A 23,970-nucleotide genomic window follows, 5' to 3' on the forward strand; every position below is an offset into this window, starting at 1 on the left:
GGTATTTTAAAGTCTTCTAGAGACCATCAGCCCCCTGAATTAATGGAGGCCAAGGTCTCCTGCTCACGGTAGTCGACAGTAACATCCTGGCTCTCTTCCAGCCTGGCATCGAATTCCGGATCTTCCTCATCGGTTCCAGAAAGTCCCGCTGCAGGTAACAACTCACCGGATCTCAAACGCATTTCCGGGGAATTTACCGCATCCACACCACTACTGTAAGGTTTCACCGCACTGAAAATCGCCGGGTCAACCTGGGTGAAGTCCTCAACACCGTTTTGGATTGCGGAGCGCAATCCCTGGGATGCCTGAGCACCAGCGATAGACTGCAGCTCGTCACCCTTACTAGTGAAGTTCGGTACCTGCCCAATAAATTCAGGCTCGTAGTAGGAGACAGAAACAATTGCCACATTGGTAAGCGCATCCATACGCAGCGGCACCAACTCGCTACCGATAATACTCCAGAGCTGAGTATCGGTACCCAGAGTGATATTGCCCGCTGTGATATGGGTATCGCCGTAGGTTTCAGCAGTGAGCATACCAAAGCCCTCACTCGCCAGCTGAACGTTACCCCGACCCGCATTGATTTCATCAATCAGTAGGTTGTCTTTCGCCAGCACCGTAATATCGACATCCGGCCCGGAAGTAGAGATAGCAAGGACATCAACATCGGACTCAATGTTGACATCGCCGCTGACCACCAAATCTGCACGCTTAGCTTTGAGGCTACCGCCAATAGTACCTGTGGCACTGCTAAGCACATTAATATCCCCTGATCCATCGTAGCCGAGACGCATACCACTGCCAGCAAATCGCAAACCTACGCCGCTTTTGTTGAAGCTGCCGGAATTAACACCGCCATTTTCAAAATCAAAAGCAAAGTCTGTTTCCAAAGTAAGATTACTGGAAGTGTTATCAAGGAACTCAAAGTCAGAGAAGCTAAAGTTGCCTACTTTGTTGCCAGAGGATTTCACCTGCCAGGTATCACCAGCAAGGTTGTACTGGAAGGAATCACTTCCGCTGCCACCAGAGAGTGCTACTGTGTCAGAGCTATTCTCATTCACTTCCACGTAGTCATCCCCCTCTCCCAGGGAAATACTATCGATGGTGGTTGCAGAGAGTATGACCGTGTCATTACCTGCACCGGTATCTATTGAAGCAAGCTCACCGCCATTTAAATTAAAAGTATCCTGGCCACTACCCGCATTTATCGCTTCAATACCGCTAAACACAAGCTTTTTGTTATTGCCGCTTACGGTACTCTGTGCATCGTTGATATCCCAAACCGCATCGATATTGGCCCCCTGGATAGTATCGTTTCCACTACCCGCACTCAGGCTCTCCAGATCCGCAAAAGTGACCCCAGCAACTTCCATGCTGTTGAGGCTATCGAAGACATAGTTACTGCCGATATCCTGGCCAATATATGTACCCACTCCCTGAACCATCTCAAGGTTATCAAACAGAACAGTAAGGCCATTCACCCTGGCTTGAGCCGCTCCGTTTTCTAGGGAGCTGCCATTACTGGAAGATGTCCAGCTAGCGCCACTGCCGGCTGCATTAACTGTGTCCTCACCCTCACCAGTATCCACACTTTCAAGCCCGGTAAAGAGAATACCCGCAGCAGTAATATCACCATTGGAATCCAGGGCAAATGTATCATTGCCTGAAGTACCTATTAACTGGTCAGTCCCTCCCCCGCTGCTGACTTTAGTGATACCTGTAAACGCTATTCCGGCCGTGGAAATACCAGATCCGGCTAGGGTTAAAACATCATCTGCGTCCGTACCATTCAGCTGTGCATTGTTAGCTTCTACGCTATCAATACCACTGAACTGAACACCATTTACCTCGAGCGCATTTGCGGTACCGGTTAACTGCCAAGTACCAGCATCACTCTGTAGGCTGTCCGCACCCGTACCGCCCTTCAGTGCACTGAGGTCATAGAACGCCATGCCAGCGGCACCTACATAGACCTCCAACTCGTTGTCAGTCGCCATGGTGTATTCAGTGCCAGTAGCACTACCGACCAGAATGCCGCTGCCGCCCTTCAGCTTGTCCACGTTGGAAATACTGAGGCCGTTGTGCGTCACAACCGCGCTGGTGTTGTCAGTCAGCAGCCAGTCAGCCGCCAGATTACTCTCCAGGCTGTCCGCACCCGTACCGCCCTTCAGTGCACTGAGGTCATAGAACGCCATGCCAGCGGCACCTACATAGACCTCCAACTCGTTGTCAGTCGCCATGGTGTATTCAGTGCCGGTAGCACTACCGACCAGAATGCCGCTGCCGCCCTTCAGCTTGTCCACGTTGGAAATACTGAGGCCGTTGTGCGTCACAACCGCGCTGGTGTTGTCAGTCAGCAGCCAGTCAGCCGCCAGATTACTCTCCAGGCTGTCCGCACCCGTACCGCCCTTCAGTGCACTGAGGTCATAGAACGCCATGCCAGCAGCACCTACATAGACCTCCAACTCGTTGTCAGTCGCCATGGTGTATTCAGTGCCGGTAGCACTACCGACCAGAATGCCGCTGCCGCCCTTCAGCTTGTCCACGTTGGAAATACTGAGGCCGTTGTGCGTCACAACCGCGCTGGTGTTGTCAGTCAGCAGCCAGTCAGCCGCCAGATTACTCTCCAGGCTGTCCGCACCCGTACCGCCCTTCAGTGCACTGAGGTCATAGAACGCCATGCCAGCGGCACCTACATAGACCTCCAACTCGTTGTCAGTCGCCATGGTGTATTCAGTGCCGGTAGCACTACCGACCAGAATGCCGCTGCCGCCCTTCAGCTTGTCCACGTTGGAAATACTGAGGCCGTTGTGCGTCACAACCGCGCTGGTGTTGTCAGTCAGCAGCCAGTCAGCCGCCAGATTACTCTCCAGGCTGTCCGCACCCGTACCGCCCTTCAGTGCACTGAGGTCATAGAACGCCATGCCAGCGGCACCTACATAGACCTCCAACTCGTTGTCAGTCGCCATGGTGTATTCAGTGCCGGTAGCACTACCGACCAGAATGCCGCTGCCGCCCTTCAGCTTGTCCACGTTGGAAATACTGAGGCCGTTGTGCGTCACAACCGCGCTGGTGTTGTCAGTCAGCAGCCAGTCAGCCGCCAGATTACTCTCCAGGCTGTCCGCACCCGTACCGCCCTTCAGTGCACTGAGGTCATAGAACGCCATGCCAGCGGCACCTACATAGACCTCCAACTCGTTGTCAGTCGCCATGGTGTATTCAGTGCCGGTAGCACTACCGACCAGAATGCCGCTGCCGCCCTTCAGCTTGTCCACGTTGGAAATACTGAGGCCGTTGTGCGTCACAACCGCGCTGGTGTTGTCAGTCAGCAGCCAGTCAGCCGCCAGATTACTCTCCAGGCTGTCCGCACCCGTACCGCCCTTCAGTGCACTGAGGTCATAGAACGCCATGCCAGCAGCACCTACATAGACCTCCAACTCGTTGTCAGTCGCCATGGTGTATTCAGTGCCAGTAGCACTACCGACCAGAATGCCGCTGCCGCCCTTCAGCTTGTCCACGTTGGAAATACTGAGGCCGTTGTGCGTCACAACCGCGCTGGTGTTGTCAGTCAGCAGCCAGTCAGCCGCCAGATTACTCTCCAGGCTGTCCGCACCCGTACCGCCCTTCAGTGCACTGAGGTCATAGAACGCCATGCCAGCGGCACCTACATAGACCTCCAACTCGTTGTCAGTCGCCATGGTGTATTCAGTGCCGGTAGCACTACCGACCAGAATGCCGCTGCCGCCCTTCAGCTTGTCCACGTTGGAAATGGTGAGGCCGTTGTGCGTCACAACCGCGCTGGTGTTGTCAGTCAGCAGCCAGTCAGCCGCCAGATTACTCTCCAGGCTGTCCGCACCCGTACCGCCCTTCAGTGCACTGAGGTCATAGAACGCCATGCCAGCAGCACCTACATAGACCTCCAACTCGTTGTCAGTCGCCATGGTGTATTCAGTGCCGGTAGCACTACCGACCAGAATGCCGCTGCCGCCCTTCAGCTTGTCCACGTTGGAAATACTGAGGCCGTTGTGCGTCACAACCGCGCTGGTGTTGTCAGTCAGCAGCCAGTCAGCCGCCAGATTACTCTCCAGGCTGTCCGCACCCGTACCGCCCTTCAGTGCACTGAGGTCATAGAACGCCATGCCAGCAGCACCTACATAGACCTCCAACTCGTTGTCAGTCGCCATGGTGTATTCAGTGCCGGTAGCACTACCGACCAGAATGCCGCTGCCGCCCTTCAGCTTGTCCACGTTGGAAATGGTGAGGCCGTTGTGCGTCACAACCGCGCTGGTGTTGTCAGTCAGCAGCCAGTCAGCCGCCAGATTACTCTCCAGGCTGTCCGCACCCGTACCGCCCTTCAGTGCACTGAGGTCATAGAACGCCATGCCAGCGGCACCTACATAGACCTCCAACTCGTTGTCAGTCGCCATGGTGTATTCAGTGCCGGTAGCACTACCGACCAGAATGCCGCTGCCGCCCTTCAGCTTGTCCACGTTGGAAATACTGAGGTCGTTGTGCGTCACAACCGCGCTGGTGTTGTCAGTCAGCAGCCAGTCAGCCGCCAGATTACTCTCCAGGCTGTCCGCACCCGTACCGCCCTTCAGTGCACTGAGGTCATAGAACGCCATGCCAGCGGCACCTACATAGACCTCCAACTCGTTGTCAGTCGCCATGGTGTATTCAGTGCCGGTAGCACTACCGACCAGAATGCCGCTGCCGCCCTTCAGCTTGTCCACGTTGGAAATACTGAGGCCGTTGTGCGTCACAACCGCGCTGGTGTTGTCAGTCAGCAGCCAGTCAGCCGCCAGATTACTCTCCAGGCTGTCCGCACCCGTACCGCCCTTCAGTGCACTGAGGTCATAGAACGCCATACCAGCAGCACCTACATAGACCTCCAACTCGTTGTCAGTCGCCATGGTGTATTCAGTGCCGGTAGCACTACCGACCAGAATGCCGCTGCCGCCCTTCAGCTTGTCCACGTTGGAAATGGTGAGGCCGTTGTGCGTCACAACCGCGCTGGTGTTGTCAGTCAGCAGCCAGTCAGCCGCCAGATTACTCTCCAGGCTGTCCGCACCCGTACCGCCCTTCAGTGCACTGAGGTCATAGAACGCCATGCCAGCAGCACCTACATAGACCTCCAACTCGTTGTCAGTCGCCATGGTGTATTCAGTGCCAGTAGCACTACCGACCAGAATGCCGCTGCCGCCCTTCAGCTTGTCCACGTTGGAAATACTGAGGCCGTTGTGCGTCACAACCGCGCTGGTGTTGTCAGTCAGCAGCCAGTCAGCCGCCAGATTACTCTCCAGGCTGTCCGCACCCGTACCGCCCTTCAGTGCACTGAGGTCATAGAACGCCATGCCAGCGGCACCTACATAGACCTCCAACTCGTTGTCAGTCGCCATGGTGTATTCAGTGCCGGTAGCACTACCGACCAGAATGCCGCTGCCGCCCTTCAGCTTGTCCACGTTGGAAATACTGAGGCCGTTGTGCGTCACAACCGCGCTGGTGTTGTCAGTCAGCAGCCAGTCAGCCGCCAGATTACTCTCCAGGCTGTCCGCACCCGTACCGCCCTTCAGTGCACTGAGGTCATAGAACGCCATGCCAGCAGCACCTACATAGACCTCCAACTCGTTGTCAGTCGCCATGGTGTATTCAGTGCCGGTAGCACTACCGACCAGAATGCCGCTGCCGCCCTTCAGCTTGTCCACGTTGGAAATACTGAGGCCGTTGTGCGTCACAACCGCGCTGGTGTTGTCAGTCAGCAGCCAGTCAGCCGCCAGATTACTCTCCAGGCTGTCCGCACCCGTACCGCCCTTCAGTGCACTGAGGTCATAGAACGCCATGCCAGCAGCACCTACATAGACCTCCAACTCGTTGTCAGTCGCCATGGTGTATTCAGTGCCGGTAGCACTACCGACCAGAATGCCGCTGCCGCCCTTCAGCTTGTCCACGTTGGAAATACTGAGGCCGTTGTGCGTCACAACCGCGCTGGTGTTGTCAGTCAGCAGCCAGTCAGCCGCCAGATTACTCTCCAGGCTGTCCGCACCCGTACCGCCCTTCAGTGCACTGAGGTCATAGAACGCCATGCCAGCGGCACCTACATAGACCTCCAACTCGTTGTCAGTCGCCATGGTGTATTCAGTGCCGGTAGCACTACCGACCAGAATGCCGCTGCCGCCCTTCAGCTTGTCCACGTTGGAAATACTGAGGCCGTTGTGCGTCACAACCGCGCTGGTGTTGTCAGTCAGCAGCCAGTCAGCCGCCAGATTACTCTCCAGGCTGTCCGCACCCGTACCGCCCTTCAGTGCACTGAGGTCATAGAACGCCATGCCAGCGGCACCTACATAGACCTCCAACTCGTTGTCAGTCGCCATGGTGTATTCAGTGCCGGTAGCACTACCGACCAGAATGCCGCTGCCGCCCTTCAGCTTGTCCACGTTGGAAATACTGAGGCCGTTGTGCGTCACAACCGCGCTGGTGTTGTCAGTCAGCAGCCAGTCAGCCGCCAGATTACTCTCCAGGCTGTCCGCACCCGTACCGCCCTTCAGTGCACTGAGGTCATAGAACGCCATGCCAGCGGCACCTACATAGACCTCCAACTCGTTGTCAGTCGCCATGGTGTATTCAGTGCCGGTAGCACTACCGACCAGAATGCCGCTGCCGCCCTTCAGCTTGTCCACGTTGGAAATACTGAGGCCGTTGTGCGTCACAACCGCGCTGGTGTTGTCAGTCAGCAGCCAGTCAGCCGCCAGATTACTCTCCAGGCTGTCCGCACCCGTACCGCCCTTCAGTGCACTGAGGTCATAGAACGCCATACCAGCAGCACCTACATAGACCTCCAACTCGTTGTCAGTCGCCATGGTGTATTCAGTGCCGGTAGCACTACCGACCAGAATGCCGCTGCCGCCCTTCAGCTTGTCCACGTTGGAAATGGTGAGGCCGTTGTGCGTCACAACCGCGCTGGTGTTGTCAGTCAGCAGCCAGTCAGCCGCCAGATTACTCTCCAGGCTGTCCGCACCCGTACCGCCCTTCAGTGCACTGAGGTCATAGAACGCCATGCCAGCAGCACCTACATAGACCTCCAACTCGTTGTCAGTCGCCATGGTGTATTCAGTGCCGGTAGCACTACCGACCAGAATGCCGCTGCCGCCCTTCAGCTTGTCCACGTTGGAAATGGTGAGGCCGTTGTGCGTCACAACCGCGCTGGTGTTGTCAGTCAGCAGCCAGTCAGCCGCCAGATTACTCTCCAGGCTGTCCGCACCCGTACCGCCCTTCAGTGCACTGAGGTCATAGAACGCCATACCAGCGGCACCTACATAGACTTCCAACTCGTTGTCAGTCGCCATGGTGTATTCAGTGCCGGTAGCACTACCGACCAGAATGCCGCTTCCGCCCTTCAGCTTGTCCACGTTGGAGATAGTGATACCCCCGTGCTGCACTTCCCAGTCGCCGCCTGTCAGTTGCCAGCTGTCAAACACTGAACTAATAATGGAGTCATTCCCCGCCGTCTCACTCCCCTTCAGGTGGGCAAGATCATGAAATTCCATCCCCTCCACGGAAACTACAGTCTTCTCGTTAATAGTGCTAAAAAGGTAGTCAGAACCCTCGGATTTACCGATTAAGCCTCCATTATTAGCAATAAGATTATTTACACCATGGAAACTAACACCGTGGTTCTTCGCACTGTTTTCCCCCAAAACTATCCAATTAGCGCCAGAGTAACCTGTTACGCTATCGGCAAAACCCTGGGTATAAACATTTTTAACGCCGGTAAACTTAAATTCATTAGCACTATTATTATTTATATCTGTATAAGAAATCACATAGGTATCGTAAATATAAAAATCACCTTTTTGATTTTCACTAATAGTTACAGTGCTAGAGGCAATATCTCCTAAATTCAGGAAAGTAATTCCATTGATTTTATTCCCATCAAGTATTGCATCTTCAACTGACAGAGTATCCTCACCTGCAAGCCCATCGACACTATCAAGCTCAGAAAAAGTCATCCCAGAGGCTGTTAAAATAGGATTGCTGCTATCATCATTCAGTGAGAATTGATCAATATTATCGGTACCATAGAGCTTGCCTACAGTAACCTGTTTAATCTGCTTAAAGACCAAGGGGTCAACACTATTAAATAGTTTTACCTCACCAGACTCACCTGTAAGTTGAAGCCCCGCGCCATAGGCGATCGCATTAATGGTGTTATCCCCAGAGCCTGCATCAACGCTGCTTAAATCTCTAAACTCCAGACCACTGATAGTAATGTGGCCATCAATATCAACTGTAAAATCATCGTTATTAGAGCCCACACTGAGAAGCTCTGCGTTACTGCCAGAGAATTGTTCAACACTAGTAAATTGAATACCGTCGTGACTTACCGCACCAGAGTTAATTTCATATCCAATACCATTTCTACTTACTACAGAATCAACGCTACCCCCTGCATCCAGAGTTTTTAATTCTGAGATGGTCATTCCATAAATTGAAACAGTTCCAGAATCCACCATTGTGAAAACATCGACAAGATTAGTACCAAACAGACTCTCTGTTTCAACCAATTCAAACCCAGAAAAATCGATAGCGGAGCTTGCAAATTTCTGGGCGTTTCCGGAAAGATTAACATCAACCCCTAGGGCAATAGCCTTATCACTCTCACCTTTGTCGCCAGTCGCGGCATCCGCTGCTACGACATCAACATTGGTGAAGGTAATACCTTCTACTGCTACCTGATTCGCAGCGGAGCCTACCGTAAATTCATCGGCCGCATCGGTGCCGGTCAAGGTAATGGCGCTGTCGGAGTTCACCTTATTAAAACCGGAGAACAGCATCTTGCTGCTATCAAAGTCACCAGCGGTACTGGAGTTGTTCAGGCTGACATCGGCGGCAACTTTTAAGGTATTGCTGCCCCCACCGTTTACTTCTTCCAGACTGGTGAAATTAATACTGGCGATATCGAGGGCATTATCTCCAGCCACAATCGCAACATCACCGCTGGCGGAGACGTCCAAAATTTGGGTTTGCGCTTGGCCGATGCCGCTAAAGACAAAATTGGTGTCTGGCGTCGTCAACAGCTTCACTTCTTTGACGTTGCCAGTCAGCGCGAGGCCGGCGCTATACAGGGTGGCATCGACAATATCGTCCAGGCCAGTGAGGCCATCCGCATGCGCGCTGACACCACTAAGCGCGGCGAAGTTGACCCCGTTAACGGTAATGCTACCGTTATCCTGAACCGCGTAGGTCTCTTGCTGGGCGGTGCCCACCAGTTGGCTGCTGCCTGTCGCAGTGACGTTTTCCAGGTTGACGAAGTCGATCGCGCTGTGGCTAAAGCCACCGCTGTTATCGCTCAGGGTAAAGTCGGTATCGGCCAGGCCGGTTAATGCATCGCCGTTGTCGGTGGGGTTATCACCACCATCGACCTTGCTGACGCCGTAAAAGTCGATGTTCTGGCTCTGCACGACGATGTCGCCACTGAGATCCACCACGGCAAAACTGTCCGCGCCGCTGGTGCCGGTAATCTCGCCGGTGTCGGTAACCTTTTCGATACCTTCAACGATAATCGTGCTGGTCGTGCCGTTAGTGACGGCAGCGCTAAACGATTGGCTGCCCAGCAGGCTGATGCCGGATACACCGCCGGCCTCTACGGTATCGCTACCACCGGCGGCAACGATTTTTTCCATCGCGGCGAAGGTCATCCTGTCGACAGTGACATCGCCATTGCTGGCGAGGGTATAGCTATCATTGCTATCGCTGTCAGCATCTCCGTTGAGTGTGGCCAGACCACCGCTGAGACTTTCAATTCCGGTAATGGTAATGCCGCTATGGGTTACCTGGTTATCGGTTGCGGTCAGGCTCCAGTCGCTGCTGCTCAAATTGCTGACCAGGCTATCTGCCGGGTCGGTATCTGATCCGTTGTCGGTAATACGGTCGATACCGGTAAAGGTCATTTCATTGACCGCTACCTCAATACCGCTGTTATCCTCCAGGGTAAATTCTTCTTTGCGACCGGCAACACCCACTAAGTTGGCATTTTGTGCGGCGAGGGTGTCGGCGTTGGAGAAGGTAATACCGCTGCTAATTACCTGTTTATTTGTCGCGGTCAACTGCCAGTCGGCACCATCCACTCCGGTCACGCTACCGCCACCGGCGCCAAGGTCTAATTCACTAATCCCGGTGAAGCCCATGGCATTAGCGGTAATCTCATTCGCAGCGAGAATAGTGATGCTGTCGCTTTTTGTCGCGGAGCCAAATAAGCGTTTATCAGTGACATTCCCGGTTTCAATTTCTTTGAAGAGCATGCCGTTGGTGGACAACTCTTTATCATTGCCGGTCAGATACACATCAATAGCCGTTGCGTTAACGATATCACTCTCACCTTTGTCACCAGTCGCGGCATCCGCTGCTACGACATCAACATTGGTGAAGGTAATACCTTCTACTGCTACCTGATTCGCAGCGGAGCCTACCGTAAATTCATCGGCCGCATCGGTGCCGGTCAAGGTAATGGCGCTGTCGGAGTTCACCTTATTAAAACCGGAGAACAGCATCTTGCTGCTATCAAAGTCACCAGCGGTACTGGAGTTGTTCAGGCTGACATCGGCGGCAACTTTTAAGGTATTGCTGCCCCCACCGTTTACTTCTTCCAGACTGGTGAAATTAATACTGGCGATATCGAGGGCATTATCTCCAGCCACAATCGCAACATCACCGCTGGCGGAGACGTCCAAAATTTGGGTTTGCGCTTGGCCGATGCCGCTAAAGACAAAATTGGTGTCTGGCGTCGTCAACAGCTTCACTTCTTTGACGTTGCCAGTCAGCGCGAGGCCGGCGCTATACAGGGTGGCATCGACAATATCGTCCAGGCCAGTGAGGCCATCCGCATGCGCGCTGACACCACTAAGCGCGGCGAAGTTGACCCCGTTAACGGTAATGCTACCGTTATCCTGAACCGCGTAGGTCTCTTGCTGGGCGGTGCCCACCAGTTGGCTGCTGCCTGTCGCAGTGACGTTTTCCAGGTTGACGAAGTCGATCGCGCTGTGGCTAAAGCCACCGCTGTTATCGCTCAGGGTAAAGTCGGTATCGGCCAGGCCGGTTAATGCATCGCCGTTGTCGGTGGGGTTATCACCACCATCGACCTTGCTGACGCCGTAAAAGTCGATGTTCTGGCTCTGCACGACGATGTCGCCACTGAGATCCACCACGGCAAAACTGTCCGCGCCGCTGGTGCCGGTAATCTCGCCGGTGTCGGTAACCTTTTCGATACCTTCAACGATAATCGTGCTGGTCGTGCCGTTAGTGACGGCAGCGCTAAACGATTGGCTGCCCAGCAGGCTGATGCCGGATACACCGCCGGCCTCTACGGTATCGCTACCACCGGCGGCAACGATTTTTTCCATCGCGGCGAAGGTCATCCTGTCGACAGTGACATCGCCATTGCTGGCGAGGGTATAGCTATCATTGCTATCGCTGTCAGCATCTCCGTTGAGTGTGGCCAGACCACCGCTGAGACTTTCAATTCCGGTAATGGTAATGCCGCTATGGGTTACCTGGTTATCGGTTGCGGTCAGGCTCCAGTCGCTGCTGCTCAAATTGCTGACCAGGCTATCTGCCGGGTCGGTATCTGATCCGTTGTCGGTAATACGGTCGATACCGGTAAAGGTCATTTCATTGACCGCTACCTCAATACCGCTGTTATCCTCCAGGGTAAATTCTTCTTTGCGACCGGCAACACCCACTAAGTTGGCATTTTGTGCGGCGAGGGTGTCGGCGTTGGAGAAGGTAATACCGCTGCTAATTACCTGTTTATTTGTCGCGGTCAACTGCCAGTCGGCACCATCCACTCCGGTCACGCTACCGCCACCGGCGCCAAGGTCTAATTCACTAATCCCGGTGAAGCCCATGGCATTAGCGGTAATCTCATTCGCAGCGAGAATAGTGATGCTGTCGCTTTTTGTCGCGGAGCCAAATAAGCGTTTATCAGTGACATTCCCGGTTTCAATTTCTTTGAAGAGCATGCCGTTGGTGGACAACTCTTTATCATTGCCGGTCAGATACACATCAATAGCCGTTGCGTTAACGATATCACTCTCACCTTTGTCACCAGTCGCGGCATCCGCTGCTACGACATCAACATTGGTGAAGGTAATACCTTCTACTGCTACCTGATTCGCAGCGGAGCCTACCGTAAATTCATCGGCCGCATCGGTGCCGGTCAAGGTAATGGCGCTGTCGGAGTTCACCTTATTAAAACCGGAGAACAGCATCTTGCTGCTATCAAAGTCACCAGCGGTACTGGAGTTGTTCAGGCTGACATCGGCGGCAACTTTTAAGGTATTGCTGCCCCCACCGTTTACTTCTTCCAGACTGGTGAAATTAATACTGGCGATATCGAGGGCATTATCTCCAGCCACAATCGCAACATCACCGCTGGCGGAGACGTCCAAAATTTGGGTTTGCGCTTGGCCGATGCCGCTAAAGACAAAATTGGTGTCTGGCGTCGTCAACAGCTTCACTTCTTTGACGTTGCCAGTCAGCGCGAGGCCGGCGCTATACAGGGTGGCATCGACAATATCGTCCAGGCCAGTGAGGCCATCCGCATGCGCGCTGACACCACTAAGCGCGGCGAAGTTGACCCCGTTAACGGTAATGCTACCGTTATCCTGAACCGCGTAGGTCTCTTGCTGGGCGGTGCCCACCAGTTGGCTGCTGCCTGTCGCAGTGACGTTTTCCAGGTTGACGAAGTCGATCGCGCTGTGGCTAAAGCCACCGCTGTTATCGCTCAGGGTAAAGTCGGTATCGGCCAGGCCGGTTAATGCATCGCCGTTGTCGGTGGGGTTATCACCACCATCGACCTTGCTGACGCCGTAAAAGTCGATGTTCTGGCTCTGCACGACGATGTCGCCACTGAGATCCACCACGGCAAAACTGTCCGCGCCGCTGGTGCCGGTAATCTCGCCGGTGTCGGTAACCTTTTCGATACCTTCAACGATAATCGTGCTGGTCGTGCCGTTAGTGACGGCAGCGCTAAACGATTGGCTGCCCAACAGGCTGATGCCGGATACACCGCCGGCCTCTACGGTATCGCTACCACCGGCGGCAACGATTTTTTCCATCGCGGCGAAGGTCATCCTGTCGACAGTGACATCGCCATTGCTGGCGAGGGTATAGCTATCATTGCTATCGCTGTCAGCATCTCCGTTGAGTGTGGCCAGACCACCGCTGAGACTTTCAATTCCGGTAATGGTAATGCCGCTATGGGTTACCTGGTTATCGGTTGCGGTCAGGCTCCAGTCGCTGCTGCTCAAATTGCTGACCAGGCTATCTGCCGGGTCGGTATCTGATCCGTTGTCGGTAATACGGTCGATACCGGTAAAGGTCATTTCATTGACCGCTACCTCAATACCGCTGTTATCCTCCAGGGTAAATTCTTCTTTGCGACCGGCAACACCCACTAAGTTGGCATTTTGTGCGGCGAGGGTGTCGGCGTTGGAGAAGGTAATACCGCTGCTAATTACCTGTTTATTTGTCGCGGTCAACTGCCAGTCGGCACCATCCACTCCGGTCACGCTACCGCCACCGGCGCCAAGGTCTAATTCACTAATCCCGGTGAAGCCCATGGCATTAGCGGTAATCTCATTCGCAGCGAGAATAGTGATGCTGTCGCTTTTTGTCGCGGAGCCAAATAAGCGTTTATCAGTGACATTCCCGGTTTCAATTTCTTTGAAGAGCATGCCGTTGGTGGACAACTCTTTATCATTGCCGGTCAGATACACATCAATAGCCGTTGCGTTAACGATATCACTCTCACCTTTGTCACCAGTCGCGGCATCCGCTGCTACGACATCAACATTGGTGAAGGTAATACCTTCTACTGCTACCTGATTCGCAGCGGAGCCTACCGTAAATTCATCGGCCGCATCGGTGCCGGTCAAGGTAATGGCGCTGTCGGAGTTCACCTTATTAAAACCGGAGAACAGCATCTTGCTGCTATCAAAGTCACCAGCGGTACTGGAGTTGTTCAGGCTGACATCGGCGGCAACTTTTAAGGTATTGCTGCCCCCACCGTTTACTTCTTCCAGACTGGTGAAATTAATACTGGCGATATCGAGGGCATTATCTCCAGCCACAATCGCAACATCACCGCTGGCGGAGACGTCCAAAATTTGGGTTTGCGCTTGGCCGATGCCGCTAAAGACAAAATTGGTGTCTGGCGTCGTCAACAGCTTCACTTCTTTGACGTTGCCAGTCAGCGCGAGGCCGGCGCTATACAGGGTGGCATCGACAATATCGTCCAGGCCAGTGAGGCCATCCGCATGCGCGCTGACACCACTAAGCGCGGCGAAGTTGACCCCGTTAACGGTAATGCTACCGTTATCCTGAACCGCGTAGGTCTCTTGCTGGGCGGTGCCCACCAGTTGGCTGCTGCCTGTCGCAGTGACGTTTTCCAGGTTGACGAAGTCGATCGCGCTGTGGCTAAAGCCACCGCTGTTATCGCTCAGGGTAAAGTCGGTATCGGCCAGGCCGGTTAATGCATCGCCGTTGTCGGTGGGGTTATCACCACCATCGACCTTGCTGACGCCGTAAAAGTCGATGTTCTGGCTCTGCACGACGATGTCGCCACTGAGATCCACCACGGCAAAACTGTCCGCGCCGCTGGTGCCGGTAATCTCGCCGGTGTCGGTAACCTTTTCGATACCTTCAACGATAATCGTGCTGGTCGTGCCGTTAGTGACGGCAGCGCTAAACGATTGGCTGCCCAGCAGGCTGATGCCGGATACACCGCCGGCCTCTACGGTATCGCTACCACCGGCGGCAACGATTTTTTCCATCGCGGCGAAGGTCATCCTGTCGACAGTGACATCGCCATTGCTGGCGAGGGTATAGCTATCATTGCTATCGCTGTCAGCATCTCCGTTGAGTGTGGCCAGACCACCGCTGAGACTTTCAATTCCGGTAATGGTAATGCCGCTATGGGTTACCTGGTTATCGGTTGCGGTCAGGCTCCAGTCGCTGCTGCTCAAATTGCTGACCAGGCTATCTGCCGGGTCGGTATCTGATCCGTTGTCGGTAATACGGTCGATACCGGTAAAGGTCATTTCATTGACCGCTACCTCAATACCGCTGTTATCCTCCAGGGTAAATTCTTCTTTGCGACCGGTAACACCCACTAAGTTGGCATTTTGTGCGGCGAGGGTGTCGGCGTTGGAGAAGGTAATACCGCTGCTAATTACCTGTTTATTTGTCGCGGTCAACTGCCAGTCGGCACCATCCACTCCGGTCACGCTACCGCCACCGGCGCCAAGGTCTAATTCACTAATCCCGGTGAAGCCCATGGCATTAGCGGTAATCTCATTCGCAGCGAGAATAGTGATGCTGTCGCTTTTTGTCGCGGAGCCAAATAAGCGTTTATCAGTGACATTCCCGGTTTCAATTTCTTTGAAGAGCATGCCGTTGGTGGACAACTCTTTATCATTGCCGGTCAGATACACATCAATAGCCGTTGCGTTAACGATATCACTCTCACCTTTGTCACCAGTCGCGGCATCCGCTGCTACGACATCAACATTGGTGAAGGTAATACCTTCTACTGCTACCTGATTCGCAGCGGAGCCTACCGTAAATTCATCGGCCGCATCGGTGCCGGTCAAGGTAATGGCGCTGTCGGAGTTCACCTTATTAAAACCGGAGAACAGCATCTTGCTGCTATCAAAGTCACCAGCGGTACTGGAGTTGTTCAGGCTGACATCGGCGGCAACTTTTAAGGTATTGCTGCCCCCACCGTTTACTTCTTCCAGACTGGTGAAATTAATACTGGCGATATCGAGGGCATTATCTCCAGCCACAATCGCAACATCACCGCTGGCGGAGACGTCCAAAATTTGGGTTTGCGCTTGGCCGATGCCGCTAAAGACAAAATTGGTGTCTGGCGTCGTCAACAGCTTCACTTCTTTGACGTTGCCAGTCAGCGCGAGGCCGGCGCTATACAGGGTGGCATCGACAATATCGTCCAGGCCAGTGAGGCCATCCGCATGCGCGCTGACACCACTAAGCGCGGCGAAGTTGACCCCGTTAACGGTAATGCTACCGTTATCCTGAACCGCGTAGGTCTCTTGCTGGGCGGTGCCCACCAGTTGGCTGCTGCCTGTCGCAGTGACGTTTTCCAGGTTGACGAAGTCGATCGCGCTGTGGCTAAAGCCACCGCTGTTATCGCTCAGGGTAAAGTCGGTATCGGCCAGGCCGGTTAATGCATCGCCGTTGTCGGTGGGGTTATCACCACCATCGACCTTGCTGACGCCGTAAAAGTCGATGTTCTGGCTCTGCACGACGATGTCGCCACTGAGATCCACCACGGCAAAACTGTCCGCGCCGCTGGTGCCGGTAATCTCGCCGGTGTCGGTAACCTTTTCGATACCTTCAACGATAATCGTGCTGGTCGTGCCGTTAGTGACGGCAGCGCTAAACGATTGGCTGCCCAGCAGGCTGATGCCGGATACACCGCCGGCCTCTACGGTATCGCTACCACCGGCGGCAACGATTTTTTCCATCGCGGCGAAGGTCATCCTGTCGACAGTGACATCGCCATTGCTGGCGAGGGTATAGCTATCATTGCTATCGCTGTCAGCATCTCCGTTGAGTGTGGCCAGACCACCGCTGAGACTTTCAATTCCGGTAATGGTAATGCCGCTATGGGTTACCTGGTTATCGGTTGCGGTCAGGCTCCAGTCGCTGCTGCTCAAATTGCTGACCAGGCTATCTGCCGGGTCGGTATCTGATCCGTTGTCGGTAATACGGTCGATACCGGTAAAGGTCATTTCATTGACCGCTACCTCAATACCGCTGTTATCCTCCAGGGTAAATTCTTCTTTGCGACCGGCAACACCCACTAAGTTGGCATTTTGTGCGGCGAGGGTGTCGGCGTTGGAGAAGGTAATACCGCTGCTAATTACCTGTTTATTTGTCGCGGTCAACTGCCAGTCGGCACCATCCACTCCGGTCACGCTACCGCCACCGGCGCCAAGGTCTAATTCACTAATCCCGGTGAAGCCCATGGCATTAGCGGTAATCTCATTCGCAGCGAGAATAGTGATGCTGTCGCTTTTTGTCGCGGAGCCAAATAAGCGTTTATCAGTGACATTCCCGGTTTCAATTTCTTTGAAGAGCATGCCGTTGGTGGACAACTCTTTATCATTGCCGGTCAGATACACATCAATAGCCGTTGCGTTAACGATATCACTCTCACCTTTGTCACCAGTCGCGGCATCCGCTGCTACGACATCAACATTGGTGAAGGTAATACCTTCTACTGCTACCTGATTCGCAGCGGAGCCTACCGTAAATTCATCGGCCGCATCGGTGCCGGTCAAGGTAATGGCGCTGTCGGAGTTCACCTTATTAAAACCGGAGAACAGCATCTTGCTGCTATCAAAGTCACCAGCGGTACTGGAGTTGTTCAGGCTGACATCGGCGGCAACTTTTAAGGTATTGCTGCCCCCACCGTTTACTTCTTCCAGACTGGTGAAATTAATACTGGCGATATCGAGGGCATTATCTCCAGCCACAATCGCAACATCACCGCTGGCGGAGACGTCCAAAATTTGGGTTTGCGCTTGGCCGATGCCGCTAAAGACAAAATTGGTGTCTGGCGTCGTCAACAGCTTCACTTCTTTGACGTTGCCAGTCAGCGCGAGGCCGGCGCTATACAGGGTGGCATCGACAATATCGTCCAGGCCAGTGAGGCCATCCGCATGCGCGCTGACACCACTAAGCGCGGCGAAGTTGACCCCGTTAACGGTAATGCTACCGTTATCCTGAACCGCGTAGGTCTCTTGCTGGGCGGTGCCCACCAGTTGGCTGCTGCCTGTCGCAGTGACGTTTTCCAGGTTGACGAAGTCGATCGCGCTGTGGCTAAAGCCACCGCTGTTATCGCTCAGGGTAAAGTCGGTATCGGCCAGGCCGGTTAATGCATCGCCGTTGTCGGTGGGGTTATCACCACCATCGACCTTGCTGACGCCGTAAAAGTCGATGTTCTGGCTCTGCACGACGATGTCGCCACTGAGATCCACCACGGCAAAACTGTCCGCGCCGCTGGTGCCGGTAATCTCGCCGGTGTCGGTAACCTTTTCGATACCTTCAACGATAATCGTGCTGGTCGTGCCGTTAGTGACGGCAGCGCTAAACGATTGGCTGCCCAGCAGGCTGATGCCGGATACACCGCCGGCCTCTACGGTATCGCTACCACCGGCGGCAACGATTTTTTCCATCGCGGCGAAGGTCATCCTGTCGACAGTGACATCGCCATTGCTGGCGAGGGTATAGCTATCATTGCTATCGCTGTCAGCATCTCCGTTGAGTGTGGCCAGACCACCGCTGAGACTTTCAATTCCGGTAATGGTAATGCCGCTATGGGTTACCTGGTTATCGGTTGCGGTCAGGCTCCAGTCGCTGCTGCTCAAATTGCTGACCAGGCTATCTGCCGGGTCGGTATCTGATCCGTTGTCGGTAATACGGTCGATACCGGTAAAGGTCATTTCATTGACCGCTACCTCAATACCGCTGTTATCCTCCAGGGTAAATTCTTCTTTGCGACCGGCAACACCCACTAAGTTGGCATTTTGTGCGGCGAGGGTGTCGGCGTTGGAGAAGGTAATACCGCTGCTAATTACCTGTTTATTTGTCGCGGTCAACTGCCAGTCGGCACCATCCACTCCGGTCACGCTACCGCCACCGGCGCCAAGGTCTAATTCACTAATCCCGGTGAAGCCCATGGCATTAGCGGTAATCTCATTCGCAGCGAGAATAGTGATGCTGTCGCTTTTTGTCGCGGAGCCAAATAAGCGTTTATCAGTGACATTCCCGGTTTCAATTTCTTTGAAGAGCATGCCGTTGGTGGACAACTCTTTATCATTGCCGGTCAGATACACATCAATAGCCGTTGCGTTAACGATATCACTCTCACCTTTGTCACCAGTCGCGGCATCCGCTGCTACGACATCAACATTGGTGAAGGTAATACCTTCTACTGCTACCTGATTCGCAGCGGAGCCTACCGTAAATTCATCGGCCGCATCGGTGCCGGTCAAGGTAATGGCGCTGTCGGAGTTCACCTTATTAAAACCGGAGAACAGCATCTTGCTGCTATCAAAGTCACCAGCGGTACTGGAGTTGTTCAGGCTGACATCGGCGGCAACTTTTAAGGTATTGCTGCCCCCACCGTTTACTTCTTCCAGACTGGTGAAATTAATACTGGCGATATCGAGGGCATTATCTCCAGCCACAATCGCAACATCACCGCTGGCGGAGACGTCCAAAATTTGGGTTTGCGCTTGGCCGATGCCGCTAAAGACAAAATTGGTGTCTGGCGTCGTCAACAGCTTCACTTCTTTGACGTTGCCAGTCAGCGCGAGGCCGGCGCTATACAGGGTGGCATCGACAATATCGTCCAGGCCAGTGAGGCCATCCGCATGCGCGCTGACACCACTAAGCGCGGCGAAGTTGACCCCGTTAACGGTAATGCTACCGTTATCCTGAACCGCGTAGGTCTCTTGCTGGGCGGTGCCCACCAGTTGGCTGCTGCCTGTCGCAGTGACGTTTTCCAGGTTGACGAAGTCGATCGCGCTGTGGCTAAAGCCACCGCTGTTATCGCTCAGGGTAAAGTCGGTATCGGCCAGGCCGGTTAATGCATCGCCGTTGTCGGTGGGGTTATCACCACCATCGACCTTGCTGACGCCGTAAAAGTCGATGTTCTGGCTCTGCACGACGATGTCGCCACTGAGATCCACCACGGCAAAACTGTCCGCGCCGCTGGTGCCGGTAATCTCGCCGGTGTCGGTAACCTTTTCGATACCTTCAACGATAATCGTGCTGGTCGTGCCGTTAGTGACGGCAGCGCTAAACGATTGGCTGCCCAGCAGGCTGATGCCGGATACACCGCCGGCCTCTACGGTATCGCTACCACCGGCGGCAACGATTTTTTCCATCGCGGCGAAGGTCATCCTGTCGACAGTGACATCGCCATTGCTGGCGAGGGTATAGCTATCATTGCTATCGCTGTCAGCATCTCCGTTGAGTGTGGCCAGACCACCGCTGAGACTTTCAATTCCGGTAATGGTAATGCCGCTATGGGTTACCTGGTTATCGGTTGCGGTCAGGCTCCAGTCGCTGCTGCTCAAATTGCTGACCAGGCTATCTGCCGGGTCGGTATCTGATCCGTTGTCGGTAATACGGTCGATACCGGTAAAGGTCATTTCATTGACCGCTACCTCAATACCGCTGTTATCCTCCAGGGTAAATTCTTCTTTGCGACCGGCAACACCCACTAAGTTGGCATTTTGTGCGGCGAGGGTGTCGGCGTTGGAGAAGGTAATACCGCTGCTAATTACCTGTTTATTTGTCGCGGTCAACTGCCAGTCGGCACCATCCACTCCGGTCACGCTACCGCCACCGGCGCCAAGGTCTAATTCACTAATCCCGGTGAAGCCCATGGCATTAGCGGTAATCTCATTCGCAGCGAGAATAGTGATGCTGTCGCTTTTTGTCGCGGAGCCAAATAAGCGTTTATCAGTGACATTCCCGGTTTCAATTTCTTTGAAGAGCATGCCGTTGGTGGACAACTCTTTATCATTGCCGGTCAGATACACATCAATAGCCGTTGCGTTAACGATATCACTCTCACCTTTGTCACCAGTCGCGGCATCCGCTGCTACGACATCAACATTGGTGAAGGTAATACCTTCTACTGCTACCTGATTCGCAGCGGAGCCTACCGTAAATTCATCGGCCGCATCGGTGCCGGTCAAGGTAATGGCGCTGTCGGAGTTCACCTTATTAAAACCGGAGAACAGCATCTTGCTGCTATCAAAGTCACCAGCGGTACTGGAGTTGTTCAGGCTGACATCGGCGGCAACTTTTAAGGTATTGCTGCCCCCACCGTTTACTTCTTCCAGACTGGTGAAATTAATACTGGCGATATCGAGGGCATTATCTCCAGCCACAATCGCAACATCACCGCTGGCGGAGACGTCCAAAATTTGGGTTTGCGCTTGGCCGATGCCGCTAAAGACAAAATTGGTGTCTGGCGTCGTCAACAGCTTCACTTCTTTGACGTTGCCAGTCAGCGCGAGGCCGGCGCTATACAGGGTGGCATCGACAATATCGTCCAGGCCAGTGAGGCCATCCGCATGCGCGCTGACACCACTAAGCGCGGCGAAGTTGACCCCGTTAACGGTAATGCTACCGTTATCCTGAACCGCGTAGGTCTCTTGCTGGGCGGTGCCCACCAGTTGGCTGCTGCCTGTCGCAGTGACGTTTTCCAGGTTGACGAAGTCGATCGCGCTGTGGCTAAAGCCACCGCTGTTATCGCTCAGGGTAAAGTCGGTATCGGCCAGGCCGGTTAATGCATCGCCGTTGTCGGTGGGGTTATCACCACCATCGACCTTGCTGACGCCGTAAAAGTCGATGTTCTGGCTCTGCACGACGATGTCGCCACTGAGATCCACCACGGCAAAACTGTCCGCGCCGCTGGTGCCGGTAATCTCGCCGGTGTCGGTAACCTTTTCGATACCTTCAACGATAATCGTGCTGGTCGTGCCGTTAGTGACGGCAGCGCTAAACGATTGGCTGCCCAACAGGCTGATGCCGGATACGCCGCTGGCCTCTACGGTATCGGTGCCACCGGCGGCAACGATTTTTTCCATCGCGACGAAGGTCATATCATCGACGGTGACATTGCCATTGCTAGCGAGGGTATAGCTATCATTACTATCGCCGTCGACATCTCCGTTGAGGGTGGCCTTACCACCCTTAAATGCATTAGCATTTAAAAAGTCAATTCCACTATGGTTAACTTGATTATCCAGTGAAGTTAGAGTCCACTCGGCAGAATTAACTGTGCTAGTTACAGTATCTTCACCGCCAGCGGTATCAATTAAATCAATATCAGAAAAGGTAAAATTTGAGTTATCGGATGCATATTTAGATAAAGTAAAAGCCTTATTACCTGTAACAGTTATTGAATCATTACCATCATCTAAGAAGTAAAATTTATCAATACCCGCTCCACCCGTAACAACAAAGTTCTGGTTCTTGTCAGCGTTAGTATATGTAATTGTACCTAGGCGATTATCAGAGCCGCCCCCACCCAAGCCTACATTCAAATATAAATCAACGTTTGTGCTTTGCCCATTAACTTCAATTGAGCCAAAGTTTTGAAATGATCCATCAATATCAAAACCCACGCGCTTCATTGCTATTGAGCCTTTATTAATAAAGTCTCCGCCAGCCTCTACAAAAAACTTACCATCGTTCACTCCTTCACTGGAGTAAAGATTCACTCCTTCATCAATATAAATATTATTATCAGATATTAGGGTTAGTTTCTTAGAGCTGCTACCCCAGTCAATACTGTCTCCTATCCAAATACCTTCGCTATATGGATCCGTATCTGAACCAGTCGTATTGATGTCCGTTGATGGATTATTGTCTATCTGCTGGCTGGCAGAATCTGCTGTGACTCTAATCGTTATGTGATTATTTCCCAGCAAACCCTGTAAGGTTTCAGTTGTCATGCAATTACTGGAACAGTCATCCTCAGCAGCGATATAAAACCAACCGGGATCTAGCAACCATTCCCCATCTTTGCCATCAACTGAGCCAAGAGTGGAAACAAACAAACTGTCTTCACCAAGATTTAAATTAACCTTACCAGAAGTCTCTACAAAGCCCCCATCACCACCTTGCTCACCAGATTCGGCTAGAATAGTTCCGGCAAACTCAGTGGTATGATCCGCCCAAACAATAACCTCACCGCCATCGCCTTGCCCCATACCACTGACATCAATATGGGCATCTTTAGTAACTTTGGTTTTTTTGGCATTACGAACCTGGTCATTCTTTCCTTGATAATCACCACCGATTAATACTTCACCGCCATCAGCCGTACCACGTGCATCTATGATGCCGCTGACCAGTACTTCATCGCCGAGAACCATGACCTCGCCGCCACGCCCAGCGGTGCCGCGGACATCAATTTTTCCCCTATGCTCTGCGGTATCCCCTTCGATCACCACCTGTCCACCAGTGGCTCCTGCGGCTTGCAATTCGCCACTATTGATTACACTGGAGCCGGAACCAAATAAACGGATTTTGCCTCCGCTGGTGTCGATTCCCTGGGCCTTAATCGTGCCTTCGTTATTTACTGCAGCAGTAAATAAGTCACCGGATACGCTCGCTTCCAGGAGAACCTGGGCACCATTAATATTACCTTCATTTAAAACGGCGCTATCAACACCGAGGTCGTTTTCCATCACCTCTTTAGTGACTTGTACACCGATCATGCCGTCGGCATCGAAGGTAAGGATCGCTTCATCTGCAGCGGCCAAACTGACTAGCTCTGCGCTAATCAGGCCTGAAGAGGCGTTAGTGACCTGTTTACCTACCAATACAGCACTGGCTGCATTGATAACACCTTTATTGACCACAAAGCCTGCGGAGCCATCTTCCCCCGTAAAAGTGAAGTCGCCATTCATAAAATCCTCGGGGCTCATATCGAGTCCAGAAGCGGTTATAGCGCCGACATTGATAGTGGCACTTTCGGTAAAAAGTACCCCGCGTGGGTTTACTAGAATAACGTGGCCATTGGCTTCAATAGCGCCATGAATCGTACTCGCACTTTGATCCAAAATTCGGTTGAGTACGATTGAGGAGGTATTTGGCTGAAGAAACTTTACAAGCTCTTCAGCACTCAGATTAAAAGAATCCCAATCTATAGAAAGCAGATCGGTATTTTGATCGATTGTTGTGGTCGTGCCATTCACATCGATTGTGCCACTACCGCCGGTTACCACACCGCCTTCCGGGCCTGCATGTGCCAATGGGCTTAGTAAGCCTGCAAACATGCCAGCATACGCTAAGCGGGATACCTTGATTGCAGAAGTCAGTTTTTTCAGTTCAAGAGTATTTTTTTGGGCTTTCATA

At 53.3% G+C, this 23,970-nt stretch carries 1 protein-coding gene; it reads right to left on the bottom strand.

Annotated elements, in window-relative coordinates; translation table 11 throughout:
• Positions 1-26: 26 nt before the first annotated feature.
• Entirely contained in the window at positions 27-23,969 is a 23,943-nt protein-coding gene (locus ACJJH9_RS18595) for a filamentous hemagglutinin N-terminal domain-containing protein (RefSeq protein ID WP_444923640.1), read from the bottom strand.
• Position 23,970 lies beyond the last annotated feature (1 nt).

Source organism: Microbulbifer mixtoriginis (SeqCode) (assembly GCF_052466715.1).

Excerpts from the sequence above, each read along its gene's own strand:
- ACJJH9_RS18595 (WP_444923640.1), bottom strand. The coding sequence starts at position 23,969 with ATGAAAGCCCAAAAAAATACTCTTGAACTGAAAAAACTGACTTCTGCA.